Below are 25,660 nucleotides of genomic sequence, written 5' to 3' on the forward strand. Positions count from 1 at the left end.
TCAGGGGTAAACCTTACACTTTCGAAAGCTAAATTGAGTCAGGATAGTTATGTCGACAAGCGCAATGAGCGTGGTGATCCTCGCCGCTGGCAAAGGCACCCGCATGTATTCCGATCTGCCTAAGGTGCTGCACAGCCTGGCAGGTAAACCGATGGTGCAACACGTTATTGATGCCGCTACCGGCCTCGGCGCACAGCATGTGCATCTGGTCTACGGCCACGGCGGTGAGTTGCTGCAGGAGAAACTGGCGCATAACCCGCTGAACTGGGTGTTGCAGGCGGAACAGCTCGGCACCGGCCATGCCATGCAGCAGGCGGCACCGTTCTTCGCCGATGACGAAGATATCCTGATGCTGTACGGCGATGTCCCGCTGATCGCCCAGGAAACCCTGCAGCGTCTGCGCGACGCCAAACCCGCTGGCGGCATCGGGCTGCTCACCGTGGTGCTGGATAACCCCACCGGCTACGGACGCATCGTGCGCGAAAACGGCACCATCACCGGCATCGTGGAGCAAAAAGATGCGTCAGCCGAACAGCTGAAGATTCAGGAGATCAACACCGGCATCCTGATCGCCAACGGTGCCGACCTGAAGCGCTGGCTGGCGCAGCTCAACAACCACAATGCGCAGGGCGAATTCTACATCACCGATATCATCGCCATGGCGCATCAGGAAGGCCGCGTGATCAACGCAGTGCACCCGGCGCGTATCAGCGAAACCGACGGCGTGAACAATCGTCTGCAGCTATCCACTCTGGAGCGCACTTATCAACGTGAGCAGGCAGAAAAGCTGCTGCTGGCTGGCGTCATGCTGCGCGATCCGGCGCGCTTCGATCTGCGCGGTACGCTGCAGCACGGTCGTGATGTCGATATTGATACCAACGTGATCATTGAAGGCAACGTCACGCTGGGCCATCGGGTGAAAATTGGCGCTGGCTGCATCATCAAAAACAGCGTGATTGCAGATGACTGCGAAATCAGCCCTTATTCGGTGATTGAAGATGCCACGCTGGCCGCCGCCTGCACTGTCGGGCCGTTTGCGCGCCTGCGTCCGGGCAGCGAACTGGCTGAACAGGCGCACGTCGGCAACTTTGTCGAGATGAAAAAAGCGACGCTGGGTAAAGGTTCTAAGGCCGGCCATCTGTCGTATCTCGGGGATGCGGAGATTGGCGCGGGCGTGAATATCGGTGCCGGCACCATCACCTGCAACTACGACGGTGCCAACAAGTTTAAAACCATTATCGGTGACAACGTGTTTGTAGGCTCGGACACCCAGCTGGTGGCCCCGGTCAGCGTGGCGGCGGGCGCCACCATCGCAGCCGGCACGACGGTGATGAAAGACGTTACCGCTGCCGATCTGGTCTATAACCGCAAAGAGCAAAATCAGAAGTCTGGCTGGCAGCGTCCGGTTAAGAAAAAATAAATGTAAGGGCTGGCAAAGATCGGCCCGGTATTAAAAACCCGAAATATACCGGCTTTCAGGCAGCTAACGCACCTGCAACCTGGAATATGAAGGGCTATCCCCCACTCTCTACAAGGCTCGGGGAACAATCAGGTCAGATGACAACGCAATGGCCGAAAGCCATGACGTCAGGAAATTACTATGTGTGGAATTGTTGGTGCAGTAGCGCAGCGTGATATCGCAGAAATTCTGCTGGAAGGGCTGCGTCGTCTTGAGTATCGCGGTTATGACTCTGCCGGTCTGGCGGTTGTCGATCGCCAGGGCCACATGACGCGGTTGCGTCGTCTGGGTAAAGTGGCCAATCTGGCAGAAGCGGCGGAGCAGCAGCCGCTTATTGGCGGAACCGGCATCGCGCACACCCGCTGGGCGACGCACGGTGAGCCGTCGGAAGCCAATGCGCATCCGCACGTCTCAGAGCACATTATTATTGTGCACAACGGCATCATTGAGAACCACGAACCGCTGCGTGAGCTGATGATCGCACGCGGTTACCGCTTTGCCTCCGAAACTGATACCGAAGTGGTGGCGCACCTGGTGCACTGGGAGCAGAAACAGGGCGGTACACTGCGCGAAGTGGTACTGCGGGTGATCCCGCAGCTGCGCGGGGCGTATGGCATGGTGATCATGGACAGCCGCGATCCGTCGGTGCTGGTGGCTGCGCGTTCCGGCAGCCCGCTGGTGATTGGCCGCGGCGTGGGCGAAAACTTTATCGCTTCCGATCAGCTGGCGCTGCTGCCGGTGACCCGCCGCTTTATCTACCTCGAAGAAGGGGATATTGCCGAAATTACCCGCCGCGAAGTGACGATTATTGATCGCCACGGTAACCAGGCACAGCGCGCGGAGATCGAATCCAATGCGCAGTACGATGCCGGCGATAAAGGCGTTTACCGCCATTACATGCAGAAAGAGATCTACGAACAGCCGAACGCCATCAAAAACACGCTGGCCGGCCGCTTCCATGACGGCATTGTTGATCTCAGCGAGCTGGGCGCTAATGCGGAAACGCTGCTGAGCCAGGTGGAACATATCCAGATCATCGCCTGCGGCACCTCTTACAACTCCGGCATGGTGTCGCGTTACTGGTTTGAGTCGCTGGCCAACATCCCGTGTGACGTGGAAATCGCCTCCGAATTCCGCTATCGCAAATCGGCGGTGCGTAAAAACAGCCTGCTGATCACCCTGTCGCAATCCGGTGAAACCGCCGATACGCTGGCAGCGCTGCGCCTGTCCAAAGAGCTGGGCTATCTCGGTTCGCTGGCCATCTGCAACGTGGCCGGTTCGTCACTGGTGCGTGAGTCAGACCTGGCGCTGATGACTAAAGCCGGCACCGAAATTGGCGTGGCCTCGACCAAAGCATTCACCACTCAGCTGACGGTACTGCTGATGCTGGTGGCGAAGCTGGGCCGTCTGCACGGCATGCGCGCTGACACCGAGCATGAGATTGTTCATGCACTGCAGGCGTTGCCGAGCCGCATTGAACAGATGCTGGCGCAGGATAAAGTGATCGAGAATCTCGCCGAAGGCTTCTCTGACAAGCATCACGCGCTGTTCCTCGGCCGTGGCGATCAGTATCCGATTGCCATGGAAGGGGCGCTGAAGCTGAAAGAGATCTCATACATCCACGCCGAAGCCTATGCGGCGGGCGAGCTGAAACACGGTCCGCTGGCGCTGATTGATGCCGATATGCCGGTGATTGTGGTGGCACCGAACAACGAACTGCTGGAGAAGCTGAAATCCAACATCGAAGAGGTGCGCGCGCGCGGCGGTCTGCTGTATGTGTTTGCCGACCAGGATGCCGGTTTCAGCGACAGCGAAGGCATGAAAATCATCCCGCTGCCGCACGTCGAAGAGGTCATTGCCCCAATCTTCTACACCGTGCCGCTGCAGCTGCTCTCCTACCACGTGGCGCTGATCAAAGGCACCGACGTCGACCAGCCGCGTAACCTGGCGAAATCGGTTACGGTGGAATAAGCGTAGCCCGGTCTGGAAACAGGCCGGGTTTTTTAACTCATTGTTGTTCCGATTAAATTAATCGTGAATTCTGTGAACGTTGTGAATTAATTTTTCCCTGATATGTGAAATCAACTTTCATAATTCGCTGGCTGTCCTTCACTTCTGTTTTGTTTAACTTTAATTTAACCTTTCAGTCATAAGCTTTCTGATGCATGTAGCAAGCCAAACTCGTTCTCTGCATGTAGGAATTTATGGCGCGTTATTTCATATTTACTTTTTTGTGTCTGATGCTTTTATCCGATGCACTGGCATCGTCATTCAGTGTGAATATTTCCGGTAACGTGATGGTACCTGCCGACTGTAAAATAAATAATGGTATGCCGATTAGTGTTAATTTCGGCGATGTGCGCACCGATAAAATAGATGGGAAAGCGTATCAGCAACCTGTGTCATTTACGCTTTCCTGCACTAATCTTCCCTCTAATGCGCTTAAACTCCAGCTACAGGGGAATGCAGCCAGCTTTGATAGCGGTGCGTTACGCGCATCAGTCAGCGGTTTAGGTATTGCGTTTTTTAAGTCTAACGCTGAAAGGTTAAATATTAATACCAGCTGGGTAAACTTTACTTATCCCGCGCTGCCGGTTATTACGGCCGTCCCGGTGAAAGATAACAGCAGCAGTTTAACGGGTGGAAGTTTTACTTCAGCGGCAACACTGGTAGTGGAACTGCAATAAATGAAACGTACGTGGTTAATGGCACTATTGCTGCCCGCTATGCTGAAGTATAACGCAGTGGCTGCTTTCAGCGTGCAGGCTAACTTCAGTGGAAAACTTATCGAGCCGCCGTTATGTCAGATTAACGGCGAAAAGCCAATTATGGTGGAGTTTGGTTCAGTGGTTATTTCCCAAATCAATGGCGACAGCTACAGAAAACCTGTCTCCTGGACGTTAACCTGTAGCAATAATCCCGATAAGAGTATGCGTGTACAAATCAGTGGCACCGGAAGCGCATTTAATTCTGCTTTGCTGGCGACCAGCCAGCGTGATTTGGCGATTCAGATATTAAGCGGTAAAAATGGCGAAAATGCCCTGGCACTGAATAACTGGCTGCCGTTTACCTTTCCTGCGCTGCCCGTCATTCAGGTGGTACCGGTGAAAAAAAACGCCGCGGTGTTAACCAGCGGTGACTTTTCTGCTTTTGCTGCGCTGGTGGTTGAGTACCAGTAGATGATCGGCGTTGACGCAACCACAGGATTAGACCAATGCTAACAGGGCTTGTTTTCCGCTATCTGGCTTTTTTCGCTGGCCTGCTGCTGTTCTTTTCAGCGCAAGCGATGGAAGCCCCGCGCGTGGATGGCATTCGCTGGGTCAACGCAAGCCAGGTTGAAATTACCTGGTCAGTGGTGGATGTCGGTATGATATCCGGCTATGCCCGCTGTAACTCTTCAGAGAGAACCTGCGCAGCAGGCATCGGTGTCAGCGCCTGGTTTATCGGGCATGGCACCGTATTCAGCGCTGCGGGCGGGCCGCAAATTTACGTTGATCAGGGCGAGAGCCTGGCCTCGGTGGCTGAACGTTTTATCCGTTTTAATGGTCGGGGTGGCAAGTTTCTGCGTAACTCAGATACCCGTTATTACAGTTCATACTGCGGCAGTTTTGTGACAGCCTCCGCGACCGTAACTGACTATTCCGGAATGGTTGCGCCCTGGGCACCTTGCGTCAACATTCCGGTGGTGCCGGTATCCTGTTCGGTAAGCGGAGCCGCGCTGAATATTAATCATGGTACGCTGGCCCCGGCCGCCGTTAATGGCACCAAAGCCAGCGTTAACTTCTCGCTTTTCTGCAACCGTGATGTGAATATCAGTTTTGCGCTTGCCGGTGGGATCAATATCCTCAAACTGAGCAACAACATCAGTACGCTGTTATCACTGGCTAACGGGAGCCTGAATAAACCGCAATTAGTGCGGGCTAACGTGACAACGCCGTTCACGCTGATTTCGACGCTCTCCTCAACAACCCCCAGTCCCGGTAACTTTACTGGCAGCACGGTGGTTTTCATTAATTACCTCTGATTAGCCAGCCGACCCGGCTGTCATATAACTGTCACAATTCGTACATTTCACTGTCATCAAACTGTCCTATTTTGCCTCCAGCAGCAATCAATGACTCTTACTAAAACGGCGTCAAGCCTGATTTTTAATCCCCTGGAGGGAACATGACACTGATGCGTAGCACCGTAGCCCGAATTCTCGCCGCCACCTTCGCAGTAAGCGCGGTTTCTGCTTTTGCAGCCACCGACCTGACAGGCGCAGGCGGGACGTTCCCGGCACCGGTTTATGCCAAGTGGGCCGCAGAGTATCAGCAAGCCACCGGTAGCAAAATCAACTATCAGGGTATTGGTTCCTCGGGTGGCGTGAAGCAAATCATTGCCAAAACCGTGGATTTCGGTGCGTCCGATGCGCCGATGAAAGAAGAAGATCTGCAGAAAAATGGCCTGTTCCAGTTCCCGACGGTGATCGGTGGCGTGGTGCTGGCGGTGAACATTCCCGGCGTTAAATCCGGTGAGCTGACGCTCGACGGTAAAACGGTCGGCGACATCTATCTCGGCACCATCAAAAAGTGGAACGATCCGGCGATCACCAAACTGAACCCGGGCGTGAAGCTGCCAGACACCAACATCAACGTGGTGCGCCGCGCGGATGGTTCCGGCACCTCTTTCGTCTTCACCAGCTACCTGTCTAAAGTGAACGAGACCTGGAACAGCAAAATCGGTAAAGGCAACACCGTCAACTGGCCAACCGGTCTGGGCGGTAAAGGTAACGACGGCGTGGCCGCGTTTGTACAGCGTCTGCCAGGCTCGATTGGCTACGTAGAGTACGCCTACGCCAAACAGAACAACCTGACTTACACCAAACTGGTTGATGCCGATGGCAAGCCAGTGGCACCGAGCGAAGCCAGCTTTGCTAACGCCGCCAAAGGCGCTGACTGGAGCAAAACCTTTGCCCAGGATCTGACCTTCCAGAAAGGCAACGATGCATGGCCGATCACCTCAACCACCTTCATCCTGATCTACAAAGAGCAGGCGAATGCGGAGAAGGGCAGTGAAGTGCTGAAGTTCTTTGACTGGGCGTACAAAGGCGGCAGCAAAACGGCTACGGCGCTGGATTACGCAGCGCTGCCAGAGAGCGTAGCGAATCAGATTCGTGCTGCCTGGAAAGCCAACATCAAAGACAGTTCCGGTAAAGCGCTGTACCAGTAAATGTATGACCCGGCCAGCGCCCGCGCTGGCCAGCCTGATGGGCGGCCTCGTTGCCGCCCTGATTACCCTCTGAGATCGAGAATTCTATGGCTGCCACTAAGCCGACGTTTAAAGCACCGGGCAAGCAGGGCGACATGATATTCGGCGCGCTGGTGAAGCTCTCCGCGCTGATCGTGTTACTGCTACTGGGTGGCATTATCGTCTCCCTGATTTTCTCCTCCTGGCCGAGCATCCAGAAATTTGGCTTCTCCTTTCTGTGGACCAAAATCTGGGATGCGCCAAACGAAGAATTTGGTGCGCTGGTGCCGATTTACGGCACCCTCGTAACCTCACTGATTGCCTTAATCATCGCGGTGCCGGTGAGTTTCGGTATCGCCCTGTTTCTGACCGAACTGGCGCCAAACTGGCTGCGCCGTCCGCTGGGTACCGCGATTGAGCTGCTGGCGGCCATTCCCAGCATCGTGTACGGCATGTGGGGCCTGTTTATCTTTGCTCCGCTGTTCGCGGAGTATTTCCAGACGCCGGTTGGCGAGGTGCTGGCAAATATCCCGATCGTCGGCGCGCTGTTCTCCGGTCCGGCTTTCGGCATCGGCATTCTGGCGGCGGGCGTGATCCTCGCCATCATGATCATCCCTTACATCGCCTCGGTGATGCGCGATGTGTTCGAACAGACGCCGGTAATGATGAAAGAGTCGGCCTACGGCATCGGCTGCACCACCTGGGAAGTGATCTGGCGCATCGTGCTGCCGTTCACCAAAAACGGCGTGATCGGCGGCGTGATGCTGGGTCTCGGCCGCGCGCTGGGCGAAACCATGGCGGTCACCTTTATCATCGGTAATACCTACCAGCTGGACAGCGCGTCGCTGTTTATGCCCGGCAACAGTATCACCTCAGCGCTGGCGAACGAGTTCGCCGAAGCCGAATCCGGCGTGCACGTGGCGGCGCTGATGGAGCTGGGCCTGATTCTGTTCGTGATTACCTTTATCGTTCTGGCGATCTCCAAACTGATGATCCTGCGTCTGGCGAAGAGTGAAGGAGCCCGTTCATGACAGCAATTGAAATGCAGGCGCGCGCCGAGCTGGAAGCCTCGCGCCGTAAAATGCAGGCGTGGCGCAGCACCAAAAACAAAATTGCCCTGACGCTCTCGCTGCTGACCATGGCGTTTGGCCTGTTCTGGCTGATCTGGATTCTGTTCACCACCGTCACGAAAGGGATCGACGGCCTGAGCTGGACGCTGTTTACCGAATCCACGCCGCCACCCAACACCGCGGGCGGTGGTCTGGCGAACGCCCTGGCGGGCAGCGGCCTGCTGATTTTCTGGTCCACCTTCTTTGGCACGCCGCTGGGCATTCTGGCGGGTATCTACCTGGCAGAATATGGCCGCAAGCACTGGCTGGCGGAAGTGATTCGCTTCATTAACGACATCCTGCTGTCCGCGCCGTCGATTGTGGTCGGCCTGTTCGTGTACACCATCGTGGTGGCGCAGATGCAGCACTTCTCCGGCTGGGCCGGTGTGATAGCGCTGGCGCTGCTGCAGGTGCCCATCGTGATTCGTACCACCGAGAACATGCTGCGGCTGGTGCCGGACAGCATGCGTGAAGCGGCTTATGCGCTGGGCACGCCAAAGTGGAAGATGATCTCGGCGATTACGCTGAAAGCCTCGGTCTCCGGCATCATTACCGGTGTGCTGCTGGCGATTGCGCGCATTGCCGGTGAAACCGCACCGCTGCTGTTCACCGCGCTGTCGAACCAGTTCTGGAGCACCGACATGATGCAGCCGCTGGCCAACCTGCCGGTGACCATCTTCAAATTCGCCATGAGCCCGTTTGCCGAATGGCAGAGTCTGGCGTGGGCCGGTGTGCTGATTATTACGCTGTGCGTGCTGCTGCTGAACATCGTGGCGCGCGTGATTTTCGCCAAAGGCAAACACTAATTTTCCGGCGCGGCTTCGGCGGCGCTGCACATGAGAGATGAGCAATGAGTATGGCAACTCCTTCTGCCGGTAAAATTCAGGTGCGCAATCTGAACTTCCACTACGGTAAGTTCCACGCGCTGAAGAACATTAATCTGGATATCGCCAAAAACCAGGTGACGGCGTTTATCGGTCCGTCGGGCTGCGGCAAATCCACCCTGCTGCGCACCTTCAACAAAATGTACTCGCTCTATCCGGAGCAGCGTGCTGAGGGTGAAATTCTGCTGGATGGCGACAACATTCTGGCATCGCATCAGGATATCGCCCTGCTGCGCGCGCGCGTCGGCATGGTGTTCCAGAAGCCGACGCCGTTTCCGATGTCGATTTATGACAACATCGCCTTTGGCGTGCGGCTGTTTGAGAAGCTGTCGCGTGCCGATATGGACGAGCGCGTGCAGTGGGCGCTGAGCAAAGCCGCGCTGTGGAATGAAACCAAAGACAAGCTGCACCAGAGCGGTTACAGTCTCTCCGGCGGTCAGCAGCAGCGCCTGTGCATCGCGCGCGGCATCGCGATTCGCCCGGAAGTGCTGCTGCTGGATGAGCCATGTTCGGCGCTGGATCCGATCTCTACCGGACGCATCGAAGAGCTGATCACCGAGCTGAAGCAGGATTACACCGTGGTCATCGTGACCCACAACATGCAACAGGCGGCGCGCTGTTCCGATCACACGGCGTTTATGTATCTGGGCGAGCTGATTGAGTTCAGCGACACCGACACGCTGTTTACCAAGCCAGCGCAGAAGCAGACAGAAGATTACATCACCGGTCGTTACGGCTGATTCAGGAGAGAAACATGGATAATTTAAATCTGAACAAACATATCTCCGGTCAGTTCAACGCGGAGCTGGAGCACATTCGTACTCAGGTGATGATCATGGGTGGCATGGTGGAGCAGCAGCTTACCGATGCCATCACCGCGATGCATAACCAGGATGGCGAACTGGCGCGCCGGGTGATCGATGGTGACCAGAAGGTCAACATGATGGAAGTGGAGATCGATGAAGCCTGTGTGCGCATCATCGCCAAGCGTCAGCCTACCGCCAGCGACCTGCGTCTGGTGATGGCGATCATCAAAACCATTTCGGAGCTGGAACGCATCGGCGACGTGGCGGAGAAGATCAGCCGTACCGCGCTGGAGAAGTTCGGTCAGCAGCACCTGCCGCTGCTGGTGAGCCTTGAGTCGCTCGGGCATCACACCGTGCAGATGCTGCACGACGTGCTGGATGCCTTCGCGCGCATGGATCTCAACGAAGCCATCAAGATCTACCGCGAAGACAAAAAGGTGGATAAAGAGTACGAAGGCATTGTGCGCCAGCTGATGACCTACATGATGGAAGATCCGCGCACCATTCCCAGCGTGCTCACCGCGCTGTTCTGCGCGCGCGCCATCGAGCGCATCGGTGACCGCTGCCAGAACATCTGCGAAATTATCTTCTATTTCGTGAAAGGTCAGGATTTCCGTCACGTTGGCGGTGACAAGCTGGATGAACTGCTGTCGGGCGACGACGGCAGCAATAAACCCTCCTGATTGACGTGATGACTGCCTGTTAGCGCTGAGGCTGACAGGCAGTGCGCTTGATTTCTGCCTGTTCTCAACCTGCCGCTCTCTTTATACTTGGCGCACATTTTTCTGCCAGGTGCTGTTTTATGTCCTCTGCAAATAACAACAAAACCGCCGTTACGCCGGCGAAAGCAATGGTGGCTGCCGTCAGCGGCTATGCCATGGATGGATTTGATCTGCTAATTCTGGGCTTTATGCTGCCGGCGATCAGCGTGTCGCTGGCGCTGGATGCGTCGCAGGCCGGTTCGCTGGTGACCTGGACGCTGATCGGCGCGGTGGTCGGCGGCATTGTGTTTGGTCATCTGAGCGATCGCTACGGCCGCATCCGCATTCTGACCGTGACGATCCTGATGTTCTCACTGTTCACCGGGCTGTGCGCCGTGGCGCAGGGCTACTGGGATCTGCTGGCGTATCGTACGCTGGCCGGCATGGGACTGGGCGGTGAATTTGGCATCGGCATGGCGCTGATTGCCGAAGCCTGGCCGAAGGAGAAGCGTAACCGCGCCTCGGCGTGGGTCGGTATCGGCTGGCAGCTCGGCGTATTGCTGGCGGCCTTTATCACGCCGCCGCTGCTGAGCGTGATTGGCTGGCGCGGTATGTTCCTGGTTGGCCTGCTGCCGGCGCTGGTGTCGTTTGTGATTCGCCGCAGCATGGGCGAGCCGGAAGCCTTCACCCGCCATGTGGAAAAAGCCCCGCATCTCTCCTTTTCCGCGCGCATTAAACTGCTGTTTGCCGATCGCGCCACCAGCAAAGCCAGCCTCGGCATTCTGATTCTTTGTTCGGTGCAGAATTTTGGCTATTACGGCCTGATGATCTGGATGCCAAGTTATCTCTCTTCCAGCTTCGGCTTCAGACTGACCAAATCCGGCCTGTGGACGGCCGTTACGGTGGTGGGCATGACGTTCGGCATCTGGCTGTTCGGCGTGCTGGCGGACCGCTTTGCGCGCTGGAAGATTTTCCTGCTGTACCAGTTTGGTGCCGTGGCGATGGTGGTGGTTTACGCCCAGCTGCGCGACCCGACGGTGATGCTGTTTACCGGTGCCATCATGGGGATGTTTGTTAACGGCATGATTGGCGGCTACGGCGCGCTGATCTCGGACACTTTCCCACCGCAGGCGCGCGCCACCGCGCAGAATGTGTTGTTCAACCTCGGCCGCGGCGTCGGCGGTTTCGGTCCGCTGGTGATCGGCATGCTGGCCACGCATATTTCTTTCACCGCTGCGATTACGCTGCTGGCGCTGATTTACCTGCTGGATATTGTCGCTACGCTGTTCCTGCTGCCAAAAAGCCAGGGCAATGAGGATTCGCTGGGCGCGATTGGGTGATTTTTTCCCCTCACCCTAACCCTCTCCCGCAAACGGGAGAGGGAACCGTTCAGTGCGGTTTTACAAACCCGTGCTTCACCTTAACACCCGCTCGATCGGCCCCTTCTCCCGCTGGCGGGAGAAGGCTGGGATGAGGGGGCTGCGCGCACTTACCTGACCAGATCCCAGCCACGTGCACGCCACAGCGCTGGCAGCTGCGCCATATCGTCAAAACGCGTCACCAGCGGGTGATCAATCACCGGATTGTGTGCATCGGCACAGTAGTAAAACACCGGTATGCCAGCGGCGATGCCAGCCCGCGCGCCAGCCTCTGAATCATCCACCAGAATGCACTTTTCAATCGGCACCTGCATCTGTTCCGCCGCGTGATACATCAGCTCCGGATCCGGCTTCCAGTGATTAATGTCATAGCCGCTGTACAGGCGTCCGCTCAGATACGGCAGCATGCCGGTCAGCCCCAGCGAATGCTCCATCTTCTTCACCGTACCGTTCGACACCACGCACATCGGCACCTTCACGCGCTCCACCAGCGCTCTGGCGCCGGCAATCGGCTGCAGATCAAGATCAAACAGGCGCGCCACTTCCGCGCGGTAGGCACTCTCCACCTCAGCCAGCGGCAGTGTCACCTGATGCTGTGCCGTCACATCGCGGATGATGTCGTAAAGCTTCACCCCTTTGTACTGCTCAAACATCTGCTGCAGCGAGAGTTCGATACCGTAACGGGCAAAGGTGTTGACGTAGGACTGCGTGCAGATCACTTCGCTGTCGACCAGCGTGCCATCGCAATCAAAAAAGATACATTCAACTGACATCGCGCCTCATCCTTTTAGTAAACAATAAGCTGTCACTCTAGCGCACTCAGCGCAGAAAGCGACCCCAGGCAACCGGTTGCGAAAAATCAGTGTTTTGCGGCGCTAAAGTCTATAGGATACGCGGCGATAAATTTTTCATCGGAACAGCGAAATGAACGAGCAGGGCCTTTTGCAGCGTATTTTCAGGCTGCAGGAACACGGAACCACCGCGCGCACCGAAGTGATTGCCGGTTTCACTACTTTCCTGACGATGGTGTACATCGTCTTCGTTAACCCGCAGATTCTTGGTGCCGCAGGCATGGACACCCAGGCGGTGTTTGTTACCACCTGCGTGATTGCTGCGTTCGGCAGCATCCTGATGGGGCTGGTGGCCAATCTGCCGGTGGCGCTGGCACCGGCCATGGGCCTCAACGCCTTCTTTGCCTTTGTGGTGGTGGGTGCGATGGGCTACTCGTGGCAGGTTGGTATGGGCGCGATCTTCTGGGGCGCGCTGGGGCTGCTGATCCTGACGCTGCTGCGCGTACGCTACTGGATGATCGCCAATATTCCGCTCAGCCTGCGCGTGGGCATCACCGCCGGTATTGGTCTGTTCATCGCCATGATGGGGCTGAAAAACGCCGGCATTATTGTGCCCAACGCGGACACCATCGTGACCGTCGGCAACCTGGCCTCGCACAACGTGCTGCTCGGCGCGCTCGGCTTCTTTATCATTGCGATTCTGGCGTCGCGCAACATCCACGCGGCGGTGCTGGTTTCTATTGTAGTGACCACCGCGATCGGTCTGCTGCTGGGCGACGTGAAGTTTACCGGGCTGTTCGCCGCGCCGCCGGCCATCACCTCGGTGGTCGGCCAGGTCGATATCAAAGGCGCGTTCAACGTGAGCATGGCGGGCGTGATCTTCGCCTTCATGCTGGTCAATCTGTTTGACTCATCCGGTACGCTGATTGGCGTAACTGATAAAGCGGGCCTGACCGATGAGAAAGGTACTTTTCCGCGCATGAAACAGGCGCTGTACGTGGATAGCATCAGCTCCGTCACCGGTTCGCTGATCGGCACCTCTTCGGTGACGGCGTACATCGAAAGCTCATCCGGCGTGGCGATTGGTGGCCGTACCGGCCTGATGGCGGTAGTGACCGGCATCCTGTTCCTGCTGGTGATGTTCCTGTCGCCGCTGGCTGCTATGGTGCCCGCCTATGCGGCGGCCGGCGCGCTGATTTATGTCGGCGTACTGATGACGGCTTCGCTGGCGCGCGTGCGCTGGGACGATCTCACCGAAGCGGTGCCGGCGTTTGTCACGGCGGCGATGATGCCGTTCAGCTTCTCGATCACCGAAGGTATTGCGCTCGGTTTTATTTCTTACTGCGTGATGAAACTCGGCACCGGACGCTGGCGTGAAATCAGCCCGTGCGTGGTGGTGGTGGCGCTGCTGTTTGTGCTGAAAATCGCTTTTATCGACGCGCACTAAACGCAACAGGCCGCGGGTGCGGCCTGGTTATCCGGGATGCCTGACTTCCGGCTGACTGGCGACACGCTCGCCGGGCAGGCTGGTGAGGCGCAGGGTGCGCGGCCCGATGTTGGGTTTGCTCATCTCCACATCGCGCAGCGACTGCCACTGCTGCTGCGCATCAATCTCCCACAGCCGTAAACGCTCAGTGCCGGGCGACAGCGCGCAGGACCACACCAGCGTCGGCTCGGCATCACACACCGCCTGAATATCGGGATAGACGCTGGATCGCAGCCGGCCGGCCGCCGGATGCAGCCGCAGCGCATCAATACCGCTGTTGGCTTCGCCGGTCAGTTTGAGGATGCTCTGGCGTAGCGTCCAGATCTGCGTCACCGCTTCCATAAAATCCTGCTGGGCGTTAATCCACGCCTTTTCACCCGATGACAGCCCCTGCGTGAGGGCATCCTGCGCCTGACGGCTATGCGCCCGGACGATTTCCATATCCAGGCCAGCGCGCCCGCCTTCTTCCGCCAGCAGCACGCCGACCATGTTACCGGCATAGGAGATACTGAAGTCAGGCAGATTAGGATCGGCAAAGCAGGGGCGACCGCTGCTGCTGGCGATCAGCGGCGGCAGGTCACGAATACCATAGACGCGCAGCATCAGCTGGGCCAGCAGCGCGCGTGCGGCAAGAAAGCGGCCGCGGCGCTTATCAGGCAGGTGCCCGGCGCTGGTCATCACATCCTGTGGAACCCGCATGGTCTCTGGGGTGAGGGGCGGGTTAACCACCCAACGAACAAAATGACTAGCCATCTGTCGCTCCGTGAAAATGGTCGGATAATCATCAGGGCTATTGTAAGAATTTTCTCATGGGTTTGCATCCCGCTTACGCTGGATAGCCAGTAAATTCAGATAAGGACGAGGCGAATCTCATTGCCATGAGCTGCAATTGAATATGAGGCTTTTGCACATTGGTGTCGGATGGGGTGCCGAAGCGGCGGATGTGGTGTAGGATTTGGACAGGAAAGAGCTGCACAATGAAGTGCTTAAATTATTCACCTATCTGCCAATCGTGCGCATCGCAAACCATGCACGTCGGAGTTGTTATGTCTGTTACCTCTCTTGCTCGCCAGGAATCGATCTCGCTGGATGAATTTCGTCACGGCATGCGCCGTCTCACTGCCGGTGTCTCGCTGGTGACCACCTCATCCAGCGGAGAAAAGTTCGGGCTGATCGCCACCTCGGTCAGCTCGCTGGCAGCGGAACCGCCCAGCCTGCTGGTCTGCGTTAACCGCAGCGCATCAAGCCACGATGCCATTCTGCAGGCGGGCTACTTTGCCGTGAACGTTCTGCGCGAGCAGCACGATGACCTGTGCGCGCAATTCAGCTCGCCGACGCGCCGCGCTGAGCGTTTCCAGAGCGGTGAATGGCAAACCCTTAATACGGGCGCGCCCGTGCTGGCTGATGCGCTGGTGAGCTTCGATTGTCAGCTGGAAAAAACGGTGGAGTGGAACACCCACAGCGTGCTGCTGGCGCGTATCGTGGGTATTGCGCTGCCGGGCGAAGCGACAGCGCCGATGGTCTACTTCAACAGCGGTTTTCACTCGCTGGGCTAAGTCATGGCGCAGCGCGCGCGTCGGGCGGCTGCGCGGCTTAACGCATCAGGCAAATTTGCTGGCTTCGTCAAAGCTCAGACGCGGCAGGCGCGGATGCAGCTTGCTGGCTTCGCCATAGCCGAGGTTGATCAGTAAATTGACCTGCCAGTTATTTTCGCTAAAGAACGCGGCGTTAACTTTAGCCGGATCAAAACCGGACATCGGGCCGGCATCCAGTCCCAGCGAGCGGGCCGCCAGAATCAGATAGCCCGCCTGCAGGCTGCTGTTGCGAAACGCGGTCTCTTTGGCCAAATCCGGGCTGCTGGTAAACCAGCTGCGTGCATCGCCATGCGGGAACAGTTTTGGCAGTGCTTCATAAAAGGTCGGATCCCACGCCACAATCACCGTCACCGGTGCCGCCATAGTCTTATCCACATTGCCTGAGGAGAGCGCCGGTTTCAGCTTCTCTTTACCTTCCTGAGACGTCACGAACACAAAGCGGCCTGGCGAGCAGTTGGCTGAGGTCGGCCCCAGCGCCGTCAGCGCATAGAGCTGCTTCAGCACCTCCTGCGAAATCGGTTTATCCTGCCAGTAGCTATGGGTGCGGGCTTCAGTAAACAGCGCATTCAGCGCCACGCTGTCGAGCGGTGTACTCATGTTTCTCTCCTGTTCAGGCAACAACCTGCGCCTGATTTTTAGCATGAATAATGGATGGGGCCGCTGCGTTTACGCGGCGACCCTCAACCGTTATACGACAAAGGCGAGGGCGCGCCAAATAACAAAGATGTATGTTGGTAGCGATTCCGGTGCGCCTAAATGCGCACCCTACAGCATCACATGAATCCCCTGTAGATACCGTCTTGCCGGTTACCTGGCAAGACATATTTCGGCATCGAACGGACGACCCGATTTCAGCACGCCATAAGCCAGCTGCAGCAGCTTCTTCATCGCCGCGCACACCACGACTTTTCCCGTTTTCTTACCCGCATCCAGCCGTTTCTTCAGCGCACTCACCGCCGGATTCCACTTCATCGCCACTATCGCAGGCATGTACAGGGCCTTGCGCATCGCGCTGTTGCCCATCTTCGATATCCTGCTTTTGCCCTTCCACTCACCGGACTCCTGCCGCATCGGATTCAGACCCACCCACGCCACAAGCGCCTTGCTGCTGCTGAACCTCGACATGTCCCCCAGATACGCCAGCATCGTGCTGCTCAGCACGCCCGCGATGCCCGGGATGGACTCCAGCAGTTCCCTGTTCTTTTTAAGGCCCGGATCATTGTCGATATGGTCGTTTATTGCCCGCTTCGTTTCGTCTATCTGCGCATCCAGCGCCGCAATGACCACGCGGATTGAGGGCTGCACCACCGCATCCGAGACCTCCAGCCGGTTCTCTTCCATCTGCCGCATTTCCTGAAGATTCGTCAGGCGCTTCACCAGCGCCTTCAGCCTGCGTTCATTCAGCGGCGCCGGCTGCCACAGCGACGGGCCGTGCAGTTTACAGTAGCGCGCTATCATGCGCGCATCGTCTTTATCCGTCTTGTTACGGCTCAGCTCCGCCTGTCCGAAGCGCCTGATGCGCGCGGGATTTTCCACGCTGACATCATAGCCTTCGTCGTGCAGGAAGGTGGCCAGCGGCTCACTGTACGCGCCGGTAGCCTCCATGCAGATATGGCAGCAGCCGAACGGCTCCAGCCATTTTTTCAGGGCGATAAAGCCCTTAGGGGTGTTGGGAAAGACTTTGGTTTTGTAAGACGTGTCGCCTTTCCAGACGGCCACATCAAACTTTCCGGAGGCAACATCAATGCCGACAGGCATACGGGTTTGCATAGATTCTCCTTAACAGCACAGGGAAACCGCCATGACCATCCTTATGGATGCGTGCTCGGGGCACAGGATACCGTCCGGTCTTGAAGGCGGGAGTTAAGTTGCCGGGGATGAATCTACGAAGCAGGCTTTATGCCCAGGGGGCGCCCCCATCTCACCAGCAACTTCCCGATGATCAGTCGGGGATCATCATACCCGGAGGAGAATGATCGGGATATAAGGGGCGCCATTTATGGCGACCTGTGACGGCGACTATTTACCAATACAAAAGCTGGAGAAAATCCGGCCCAGCAGGTCGTCGGAGGTAAACTCGCCGGTGATTTCACTCAGCGCCTGCTGCGCCAGCCGCAGCTCTTCGGCCAGCAGTTCGCCCGCCCAGGCTCCCAGCAGCTGCTCTTTGCCCTGCTGTAAGTGAGTGGCTGCTAACTCCAGCGCCTGCAGGTGGCGGCGACGCGCGAGGAAGCCGCCTTCCATATTGCCGGCGAAGCCCATGCTCTGTTTCAGGTGCTCGCGCAGCGTATCGACGCCAGCACTGGTGCGCGCCGACAGGCGAATAAGTGAGTGGCCATTTACTTCTGTCAGGCCCAGCGTTTCACCGGTCATGTCCGCTTTATTACGTACCACCGTAATTGGCAACGCGGCTGGTAAGCGCGCCACGAAATCAGGCCAGATGGCGGCGGCTTCAGTGGCGTCAGTGGTGGTGCCATCCACCATGAACAGGACGCGATCCGCCTGCTCAATCTCCTGCCAGGCGCGTTCAATGCCGATACGTTCCACTTCGTCGCTGGCTTCACGCAAACCGGCGGTATCGATGATGTGCAGCGGCATGCCGTCGATGTGGATGTGCTCGCGCAGCACGTCACGCGTGGTGCCGGCGATATCCGTGACGATCGCTGCTTCGCGTCCAGCCAGTGCGTTGAGCAGGCTCGATTTCCCGGCGTTGGGACGACCGGCAATCACCACTTTCATCCCTTCACGCAGCAGGCTGCCCTGACGCGCTTCGGCGCGGACGCCGTTGAGATCGCCGATCACCGCATTCAGCTGCGCTTCGATTTTGCCGTCGGAAAGGAAGTCGATCTCCTCATCCGGAAAATCAATCGCCGCTTCCACATAGATGCGCAGATGAGTAAGTGCTTCCACTAACGCATTAACGCGCAGTGAAAAGGCACCCTGCAGCGAGTTGACGGCGGAGCGGGCGGCCTGCTCGGAGCTGGCATCAATCAGATCGGCAATCGCTTCAGCCTGCGCCAGGTCGAGCTTGTCATTCAGAAAGGCGCGTTCCGAGAACTCGCCCGGCTGCGCAATGCGCACACCCGGCAGCGCCACAATGCGCTTCAGCAGCAGATCGAGAATCACCGGACCGCCGTGGCCCTGCAGCTCCAGCACATCTTCGCCGGTAAAGGAGTTCGGACCCGGGAACCACAGCGCGATGCCCTGATCCAGCACGCTGCCATCAGCATCGTTAAAGGGCAGATAGTCGGCGTAGCGCGGCTTTGGCAGCTTGCCCAGCACGGCCTGCGCCACCTCAGCGGCTTTGCCACCGGAAATACGCAGAATACCGACGCCACCACGGCCGGGAGGCGTCGCCTGGGCAACAATAGTGTCACTGTGGCTCATAAGTACCTTCTTCCAAAAAAAAACAGGGCGGCATAAATGCCGCCCCTGGAGATGTTGCGTCCTGCTCAGCGTTGCCGGGCGTTACGCTTTCTTCTTGTCGCGGCTGTGTAAACCACGCTTTTCCAGCCCGCGATAAATCAGCTGCTGCTGGAGAATGGTTACCAGGTTGCTGACGATGTAGTACAGCACCAGACCTGACGGGAACCACAGGAAGAACACGGTAAAGATAACCGGCATGTAAGTCATGATCTTCTGCTGCATCGGATCGGTCACGGTGGTCGGTGACATCTTCTGAATGAAGAACATGGTGATACCCATGATGACCGGCAGAATGTAGTACGGGTCCTGCGCGGACAGGTCATGGATCCACAGTACAAACGGAGCATGACGCAGTTCAACGGAACCGGACAGCATGTAGTACAGCGCCAGGAAGATTGGCATCTGGATAACCAGTGGCAGACAGCCGCCCAGCGGGTTCACTTTCTCCGCCTTATACAGCGCCATCATCTCCTGGCTCTGCTTCTGCTTATCATCACCCAGACGCTCACGCATAGCCTGAATCTTCGGCTGCAGCATACGCATCTTGGCCATCGAGGTGTACTGCGCTTTGGTCAGCGGGTACATGATGCCACGCACGATGAAGGTGATAACGATAATGGAGAAGCCCCAGTTACCGATAAAGCTGTGCAGGAACTTCAGCAGCTTAAACAGCGGCTGAGAGATGAACCACAGCCAGCCGTAATCCACGGTCAGATCGAGGTGCGGCGCGATAGCGGCCATTTTGTCCTGGATTTCCGGACCGACCCACAGGGTGGCACCGAGATCCTGCTGCGCGCCGGCGGCGATGGTCACAGGCGCCGACTTATAGCCGATTGCCGCCACACCATTGCCGAGATTGCTGGTGTACAGCGTATTGTTACCCTGAGTGCGCGGCACCCATGCGGTCGCAAAGTACTGCTGCAGCATCGCCACCCAGCCGTTGCTGGTGGTGGTGTTCAGGTTCTCGTTATCAGCGATGGTATCGAATTTGTATTTTTCATACTTCGCATCGCTGGTCGAGTAAGCGGCACCACGGAAAGTGTGCAGCGCAAAGTTATTGCTGCCGGTATCGCGATGCTTCGGCAGATCGATCGTCTGCTTCAGCTGACCAAACATCGCCACTTCCAGCGGCTGCTGCGAGGCGTTATTGATGTTGTAGTCGACGTTAACCGCGAATTCGCCACGTTTGAACACGAAGGTTTTGGTGTAAACCACGCCGTTCTCACCGGTCCAGCTCAGCGGCACGCGCAGCTCGGTCTGGCCATCGGCCATCTCGAAGTGATCCTGGGAAGCGGTATACAGCGGACGTGCGCCGTTGTTCGGGTTATCCGGACCGTTACGGCCGGTTAAGCCGCTCTGCGCCTGATAAACGAAGGCCGGGGTGGTTTCCAGCAGCTGGAACGGTGCGTCTGAACCCAGTTTGTCCGGGTAAGTCAGCAGCTGTGCCTGCTCGATATCACCGCCGCGGGTATTAATGTTGAGTGACAGGACATCAGTCTTAACGGTGATCGTTTTGCCCTGGCCGCTAGCCGGCACGCCGGAAGAGGCGGCATCACCCGCTGCGCTGCTTGTGTTCTGCGTGGTCTGGGTCTGCTGTGGCTGCGGAGCGTGGTCCGTCTGCCAGGCTTGCCAGATCATAAAAGACACGAACAGAAAAGCGATGAGAAAGAGATTGCGTTGCGAATCCATCGTTAATGTTCTCTGGTATCAAAGGTTTTTGGCGGCACCGGATCGTCGCCACCCGGGTTCAAAGGGTGGCATTTTAATACGCGTTTAATCGTCAACCAACTGCCTTTTAACATGCCGAAGCGGCGTACAGCTTCCACCCCATACTGCGAGCAGGTGGGATGGAACCGGCAATGAGGTCCCAGCAGTGGGCTGATGGCGCGTTGATAAACGCGTATCAGGGCGATCAGGAGCCGCGCGCCAGGCGACAGTGACGACGCCATAATTTCTCCAACGCTTCCGTCAGTGCACGGTTATCGAGGTCAGCAATCCCTTTTTTCGCCACGATGACAAAATCCATCGGCGGCAGCTCGTGTTGACGCAAACGAAAGCTTTCGCGGGTCAATCGCTTGATCCGGTTGCGTTCATGGGCGCGTTTCACGTGCTTCTTGGCGACGGTAAGACCGATGCGGGGATGCCCCAGCGAATTAAGGCGGCCGAGGATGGTGATTTGCGGCGTGCCAGCCCGAAGAGGTTGCTGGAAGACGAAAGTGAAATGAGCGGGAGTTAACAAACGTAACTCCCTGGGAAATGCGAGCTTAACCACGAGGGTTAGCTTTTATTACTTAGAAACGGTCAGACGAGCACGGCCTTTAGCACGACGACGTGCCAGAACCTGACGACCATTTTTAGTAGCCATACGAGCACGGAAGCCGTGAGAACGGTTGCGCTTCAGTACGGACGGTTGAAAAGTGCGTTTCATGGCGATTTCTACCTAAACTTGAAAAATTTCACTGGGTGACGCGTTTTCGGGCCAGTAAAACGACCGACGCCTCAATGTGTCTTTAATAAAGAGGCGGGATTGTAATAATTGTACAGTCCGGAGTCAATTTACTTCGCTGGGCGCGAGACCTGAAAACTCTGATACAGCCCGCTAATTCCGGGCATCAAAGCTTCACGCGCCAATGCCGGGTGGGGAATTATACGGGCTATAAAGGAAAGCGCAAGGATCGTCCAGGATCTTCTTGCGATCGCCGCGCCGATCGTAACGGCAAAAATGCGAGCGCGGTGGAAAATTTCTCGCTTTCAGCCTGATCCCCGCTCGCTTTTTCCGCAGACGGCGTAAACTGATGCATGCCTGGACACCCTGTGGATAAAATGGATCAAAACTGTGTAGAAAGGGAAGATCTCTGAGGCGCTTTGCGCTATGATCCGCCCTTCCGCTGACGATCCTCCTTGCGATCGCCGGGGATGACTACCGCGGATAGCGGTCGCAGGCGCTTTCTGACCGCCTGTGTCAAAAAAGACAGTTTCTATTATTAGCGCCTGAAATTCTTATCGATTTTGTACGAGTGGAGTCCGCCGTGTCACTTACGCTTTGGCAACAGTGTCTTGCCCGTTTGCAGGATGAGCTTCCTGCCACCGAATTCAGCATGTGGATTCGTCCGCTGCAGGCTGAATTGAACGACAATACGCTGGCCTTGTATGCACCAAATCGGTTTGTACTCGACTGGGTTCGGGATAAATATCTCAATAGTATCAATGGGCTGCTGAATGAATTCTGCGGTGCGAACGTGCCGCTGCTGCGTTTTGAGGTCGGCACGCGCCCGGTTGCGCCGGTGGCTGCTACGCAACCCGCCATGGCCAGCAGCGTCAGCGCGCCTGCACCGGCTGAGAATCGTCCGGCACCGGCACAGCCGCTGCGCCCGAGCTGGGATTCGGTTCCGGCACCGGCTGATGTGACCTACCGCTCGAACGTGAATAACCGCCACAACTTCGACAACTTCGTTGAGGGTAAGTCCAACCAGCTGGCGCGCGCGGCGGCACGTCAGGTGGCGGATAATCCTGGCGGCGCTTATAACCCGCTGTTCCTGTATGGCGGCACTGGCCTCGGTAAAACGCACCTGCTGCACGCGGTGGGCAACGGCATCATCGCGCGCAAGCCGAATGCCAAAGTGGTTTATATGCACTCCGAACGCTTCGTGCAGGATATGGTGAAAGCGCTGCAGAACAACGCCATCGAGGAGTTTAAGCGCTACTACCGTTCGGTGGACGCGCTGCTGATCGATGATATTCAGTTCTTTGCCAATAAAGAGCGCTCGCAGGAAGAGTTTTTCCACACCTTCAACGCGCTGCTGGAAGGTAATCAGCAGATCATCCTGACCTCGGATCGTTACCCGAAAGAGATCAACGGGGTGGAAGATCGTCTGAAATCACGCTTTGGCTGGGGATTAACCGTGGCGATCGAGCCGCCTGAGCTGGAGACGCGTGTCGCGATCCTGATGAAAAAGGCGGACGAAAACGACATCCGTCTGCCGGGCGAAGTGGCCTTCTTTATTGCCAAGCGTCTGCGCTCTAACGTGCGTGAGCTGGAAGGGGCACTGAATCGTGTGATTGCCAATGCCAACTTTACCGGCCGTGCCATCACCATCGATTTTGTGCGCGAAGCGCTGCGCGACCTGCTGGCACTGCAGGAAAAGCTGGTGACCATCGACAACATTCAGAAGACGGTGGCCGAGTACTACAAAATTAAAGTGGCGGATTTGCTGTCGAAGCGCCGTTCGCGCTCGGTGGCGCGTCCGCGTCAAATGGCGATGGCGATGGCCAAAGAGCTCACCAACCACAGCCTGCCGGAAATTGGCGATGCGTTTGGTGGCCGTGACCATACCACCGTGCTTCATGCCTGCCGTAAAATCGAGCAGCTGCGTGAAGAGAGCCACGACATCAAAGAAGATTTCTCTAACCTCATTCGAACATTATCTTCCTGACGCATATGAAATTTATTGTTGAACGTGAGCAGTTGCTGAAGCCACTGCAACAGGTGAGTGGCCCGCTTGGCGGACGCCCGACGCTGCCGATCCTCGGAAATTTACTGCTGCAGGTGAATGAAGGCACGCTGCTGCTGACCGGTACCGATCTTGAGATGGAGATGGTGGCGCGCGTGGCGCTGACCCAGCCGCACGAACCGGGCGCGACGACCGTGCCGGCGCGTAAGTTTCTCGATATCTGCCGTGGTCTGCCTGAAGGCGCAGAGATCAGTCTGACGCTGGAAGGTGACCGCATGCTGGTGCGCTCCGGCCGCAGCCGCTTTTCGCTGTCGACGCTGCCAGCCAGCGACTTCCCGAATCTCGACGACTGGCAGAGCGAAGTGGAATTCACGTTGCCGCAGGCCACGCTTAAACGCCTGATTGAAGCCACGCAGTTCTCAATGGCGCATCAGGATGTGCGTTACTATCTCAACGGCATGCTGTTTGAGACCGAAGGCGAAGAGCTGCGCACCGTTGCCACTGACGGCCATCGCCTGGCGGTCTGTTCGATGCCTGTCGGACAGGCGCTGCCGAACCATTCGGTGATCGTACCGCGTAAAGGTGTGATTGAGCTGGTCCGTCTGCTGGACGGCGGTGAGACGCCGCTGCAGGTGCAGATTGGCAGCAGCAACATTCGCGCGCACGTCGGCGATTTCATCTTTACGTCGAAGCTGGTTGATGGCCGTTTCCCGGATTATCGCCGCGTGTTGCCGAAGAATCCAGACAAAGCACTGGAAGCGGGCTGTGATCTGCTGAAACAGGCTTTTGCCCGCGCGGCAATCCTGTCGAACGAGAAGTTCCGCGGCGTTCGCATCTATATCACCGAAAATCAGCTGCGCATCACCGCCAATAACCCGGAGCAGGAAGAAGCAGAAGAGATGCTGGACGTGTCGTACAGCGGCACCGAGCTGGAGATTGGTTTTAACGTCAGCTACGTGCTGGATGTGCTGAACGCGCTGAAGTGCGAAAACGTGCGTCTGCTGCTGACGGATTCGGTTTCCAGCGTGCAGATTGAAGATGTAGCCAGTCCGGCTGCGGCCTACGTCGTGATGCCCATGCGTTTGTAATAGAAAATATCGGCCTGGCTTACTTGCCATTCTGGTCCCGGGCAGTGCTCGCCCCTGGTCACATACTTCAGTATGCTCCCAGGGCCTGCGCGCTGGCCGTGGCCAGACTGCCTGCGCCGCCAACGGCCTGGATTGTTAATGTTAGGCAACCCCCTCTGGCTGGATTGATTCATGGCTTTAACCCGCCTCCTGATTAAAGATTTTCGTAATATCGAGCAGGCCGATCTCACGCTGGCGCCGGGCTTTAATTTTCTTGTGGGCGCCAACGGCAGCGGTAAAACCAGCGTGCTGGAGGCGATTTATACACTGGGCCACGGCCGCGCATTCCGCAGTTTGCAGGCCGGACGCGTAATTCGTCACGATCAGGACGCGTTTGTATTGCACGGGCGGATTGAAGGCAGCGAGCGCGAGCTGGCGGTCGGCCTTAGTAAAAACCGCGCCGGCGACAGCAAAGTCCGCATCGACGGCAGCGACGGCCATAAAGTCGCCGAGCTGGCGCAGCTGCTGCCGATGCAGCTGATTACGCCAGAGGGGTTTACTTTGCTCAACGGCGGCCCCAAATACCGTAGAGCCTACATCGACTGGGGCTGCTTTCATGCTTATCCCGGTTTCTTTCTGGCCTGGAGCAATCTGCGTCGCCTGCTGAAACAGCGCAACGCGGCGCTGCGCCAGGTCGCGCGCTACAGCCAGATCCGGCCATGGGATCAGGAGCTGGTGCCGCTGGCAGAACAGATCAGCGCCTGGCGCGCTGAATACAGCGCAGCCATTGCCAGCGAAATCACCGTCACCTGCAGCCAGTTTTTACCGGAGTTTGCGCTGAGCTTCTCCTTCCAGCGTGGCTGGGACAAAGAGAGCGACTTCGGCGAGCTGCTGGAGCGCAACTTCGAGCGCGATCGTGCGCTCACCTACACCGCCAGCGGTCCGCACAAAGCCGATTTTCGGATTCGTGCTGAAGGCACGCCGGTGGAAGATTTACTCTCACGCGGTCAGTTAAAGCTGCTGATGTGTGCGTTGCGGTTAGCGCAGGGCGAGTACCTGACGCGCAGCAGCGGACGTCGCTGTTTATACCTGATTGACGACTTCGCCTCCGAGCTGGATGACACCCGTCGTCGCCTGCTGGCGGAACGCCTGAAAGCCACGCAGGCTCAGGTGTTTGTCAGCGCCATTGGTGTCGAGCATGTAATCGATATGAGTGACGAAAAGGGCAAGATGTTCCGCGTGGAACAGGGTAAAATAGCGGTTCAACCTGAAGATTAAAT

The 25,660-nt window shown here is 57.2% G+C and carries 25 protein-coding genes; 16 read left to right on the forward strand and 9 right to left on the reverse strand.

Going from position 1 to position 25,660, the window contains the following annotated elements; all coding sequences use genetic code 11:
- The first annotated feature begins 49 nt into the window (after positions 1-49).
- From glmU to AC6I8F_RS00115, 11 genes are all read left to right on the forward strand, one after another.
- Entirely contained in the window at positions 50-1,420 is a 1,371-nt protein-coding gene (glmU, locus tag AC6I8F_RS00065) for a bifunctional UDP-N-acetylglucosamine diphosphorylase/glucosamine-1-phosphate N-acetyltransferase GlmU (protein WP_159377273.1), read from the forward strand.
- A 180-nt stretch (positions 1,421-1,600) separates the two neighbouring features.
- Complete coding sequence (gene glmS, locus AC6I8F_RS00070; protein WP_498028370.1) at positions 1,601-3,430, forward strand: glutamine--fructose-6-phosphate transaminase (isomerizing); 1,830 nt, start codon at positions 1,601-1,603, stop codon at positions 3,428-3,430.
- Positions 3,431-3,663: 233 nt separating this feature from the next.
- The gene (locus AC6I8F_RS00075) at positions 3,664-4,146 is read left to right on the forward strand and encodes a fimbrial protein (RefSeq protein WP_058775623.1); all 483 of its coding nucleotides are present in this window, start codon (positions 3,664-3,666) and stop codon (positions 4,144-4,146) included.
- Positions 4,147-4,638: a fimbrial protein gene (locus AC6I8F_RS00080; RefSeq protein ID WP_064511395.1), complete on the forward strand. Its 492-nt coding sequence runs from the start codon at positions 4,147-4,149 to the stop codon at positions 4,636-4,638. It begins immediately after the preceding gene.
- Positions 4,639-4,673: 35 nt separating this feature from the next.
- Positions 4,674-5,483 carry an MrpH family fimbial adhesin gene (locus AC6I8F_RS00085; protein WP_498028371.1) on the forward strand — a complete coding sequence of 270 codons (810 nt, stop codon included), beginning with the start codon at positions 4,674-4,676 and terminating at the stop codon, positions 5,481-5,483.
- 143 nt (positions 5,484-5,626) lie between these two features.
- Positions 5,627-6,670, forward strand: a complete 1,044-nt coding sequence (pstS, locus tag AC6I8F_RS00090) for a phosphate ABC transporter substrate-binding protein PstS (RefSeq protein WP_127833474.1) — start codon at positions 5,627-5,629, stop codon at positions 6,668-6,670.
- Positions 6,671-6,756: 86 nt separating this feature from the next.
- The gene (gene pstC, locus AC6I8F_RS00095) at positions 6,757-7,719 is read left to right on the forward strand and encodes a phosphate ABC transporter permease PstC (protein WP_498028372.1); all 963 of its coding nucleotides are present in this window, start codon (positions 6,757-6,759) and stop codon (positions 7,717-7,719) included.
- Positions 7,716-8,603 carry a phosphate ABC transporter permease PstA gene (gene pstA, locus AC6I8F_RS00100; RefSeq protein WP_021506926.1) on the forward strand — a complete coding sequence of 296 codons (888 nt, stop codon included), beginning with the start codon at positions 7,716-7,718 and terminating at the stop codon, positions 8,601-8,603. The genes pstC and pstA overlap by 4 nt, the downstream gene beginning before the upstream one ends.
- A 44-nt stretch (positions 8,604-8,647) precedes the next feature.
- The gene (gene pstB / locus AC6I8F_RS00105; protein ID WP_021506925.1) at positions 8,648-9,421 is read left to right on the forward strand and encodes a phosphate ABC transporter ATP-binding protein PstB; all 774 of its coding nucleotides are present in this window, start codon (positions 8,648-8,650) and stop codon (positions 9,419-9,421) included.
- A gap of 14 nt (positions 9,422-9,435) precedes the next feature.
- Complete coding sequence (phoU, locus tag AC6I8F_RS00110) at positions 9,436-10,170, forward strand: phosphate signaling complex protein PhoU (protein WP_021506924.1); 735 nt, start codon at positions 9,436-9,438, stop codon at positions 10,168-10,170.
- 119 nt (positions 10,171-10,289) lie between these two features.
- Positions 10,290-11,528 carry an MFS transporter gene (locus AC6I8F_RS00115; RefSeq protein WP_498028373.1) on the forward strand — a complete coding sequence of 413 codons (1,239 nt, stop codon included), beginning with the start codon at positions 10,290-10,292 and terminating at the stop codon, positions 11,526-11,528.
- A 149-nt stretch (positions 11,529-11,677) separates the two neighbouring features.
- Here the strand turns inward: AC6I8F_RS00115 and yieH are convergent, their stop codons facing one another.
- A complete protein-coding gene (gene yieH, locus AC6I8F_RS00120; protein WP_058758205.1) occupies positions 11,678-12,340 on the reverse strand; it encodes a 6-phosphogluconate phosphatase in 663 nt (220 codons plus the stop codon).
- A 151-nt stretch (positions 12,341-12,491) separates the two neighbouring features.
- Here yieH and AC6I8F_RS00125 point away from each other — a divergent pair, with 151 nt between their 5' ends.
- Positions 12,492-13,805, forward strand: a complete 1,314-nt coding sequence (locus AC6I8F_RS00125) for an NCS2 family permease (protein WP_058770726.1) — start codon at positions 12,492-12,494, stop codon at positions 13,803-13,805.
- A gap of 27 nt (positions 13,806-13,832) precedes the next feature.
- On the opposite strand, the gene AC6I8F_RS00130 is transcribed toward AC6I8F_RS00125, so the two are convergent.
- A complete protein-coding gene (locus AC6I8F_RS00130; protein ID WP_031279602.1) occupies positions 13,833-14,597 on the reverse strand; it encodes a 4'-phosphopantetheinyl transferase family protein in 765 nt (254 codons plus the stop codon).
- Between the two features lie 293 nt (positions 14,598-14,890).
- Between AC6I8F_RS00130 and AC6I8F_RS00135 the strand changes: the two genes are divergently transcribed.
- Positions 14,891-15,400, forward strand: a complete 510-nt coding sequence (locus tag AC6I8F_RS00135) for a flavin reductase family protein (RefSeq protein ID WP_031279601.1) — start codon at positions 14,891-14,893, stop codon at positions 15,398-15,400.
- 45 nt (positions 15,401-15,445) lie between these two features.
- On the opposite strand, the gene AC6I8F_RS00140 is transcribed toward AC6I8F_RS00135, so the two are convergent.
- The 7 genes from AC6I8F_RS00140 to rpmH form a co-directional block, all read right to left on the reverse strand.
- On the reverse strand, positions 15,446-16,036 hold the full coding sequence (locus AC6I8F_RS00140) for a malonic semialdehyde reductase (RefSeq protein ID WP_021506918.1): 591 nt from the start codon (positions 16,034-16,036) through the stop codon (positions 15,446-15,448).
- 210 nt (positions 16,037-16,246) lie between these two features.
- Positions 16,247-17,209: an IS110 family RNA-guided transposase gene (locus AC6I8F_RS00145; RefSeq protein ID WP_021312959.1), complete on the reverse strand. Its 963-nt coding sequence runs from the start codon at positions 17,207-17,209 to the stop codon at positions 16,247-16,249.
- Positions 17,210-17,458: 249 nt separating this feature from the next.
- Positions 17,459-18,823, reverse strand: a complete 1,365-nt coding sequence (gene mnmE, locus AC6I8F_RS00150; protein WP_498028374.1) for a tRNA uridine-5-carboxymethylaminomethyl(34) synthesis GTPase MnmE — start codon at positions 18,821-18,823, stop codon at positions 17,459-17,461.
- 81 nt (positions 18,824-18,904) lie between these two features.
- Entirely contained in the window at positions 18,905-20,551 is a 1,647-nt protein-coding gene (gene yidC / locus AC6I8F_RS00155; protein WP_021506916.1) for a membrane protein insertase YidC, read from the reverse strand.
- Positions 20,552-20,553: 2 nt separating this feature from the next.
- Entirely contained in the window at positions 20,554-20,811 is a 258-nt protein-coding gene (yidD, locus tag AC6I8F_RS00160) for a membrane protein insertion efficiency factor YidD (protein ID WP_071813586.1), read from the reverse strand.
- On the reverse strand, positions 20,775-21,134 hold the full coding sequence (rnpA, locus tag AC6I8F_RS00165) for a ribonuclease P protein component (RefSeq protein ID WP_040679622.1): 360 nt from the start codon (positions 21,132-21,134) through the stop codon (positions 20,775-20,777). Before rnpA ends, yidD begins: the two co-directional genes overlap by 37 nt.
- Positions 21,135-21,149: 15 nt before the next feature.
- Positions 21,150-21,290 carry a 50S ribosomal protein L34 gene (rpmH, locus tag AC6I8F_RS00170; RefSeq protein WP_000831330.1) on the reverse strand — a complete coding sequence of 47 codons (141 nt, stop codon included), beginning with the start codon at positions 21,288-21,290 and terminating at the stop codon, positions 21,150-21,152.
- Positions 21,291-21,891: 601 nt separating this feature from the next.
- Here rpmH and dnaA point away from each other — a divergent pair.
- The 3 genes from dnaA to recF all read left to right on the forward strand — a co-directional run bounded on the left by dnaA (position 21,892) and on the right by recF (position 25,658).
- On the forward strand, positions 21,892-23,295 hold the full coding sequence (dnaA, locus tag AC6I8F_RS00175; protein WP_031279599.1) for a chromosomal replication initiator protein DnaA: 1,404 nt from the start codon (positions 21,892-21,894) through the stop codon (positions 23,293-23,295).
- Between the two features lie 5 nt (positions 23,296-23,300).
- Complete coding sequence (gene dnaN, locus AC6I8F_RS00180; RefSeq protein ID WP_010617831.1) at positions 23,301-24,401, forward strand: DNA polymerase III subunit beta; 1,101 nt, start codon at positions 23,301-23,303, stop codon at positions 24,399-24,401.
- 171 nt (positions 24,402-24,572) lie between these two features.
- Positions 24,573-25,658 (forward strand): DNA replication/repair protein RecF, encoded by a 1,086-nt coding sequence (gene recF / locus AC6I8F_RS00185; protein WP_136546224.1) that lies wholly within the window; start codon positions 24,573-24,575, stop codon positions 25,656-25,658.
- Positions 25,659-25,660 lie beyond the last annotated feature (2 nt).

Source organism: gamma proteobacterium symbiont of Axiagastus rosmarus (genome assembly GCF_059730925.1).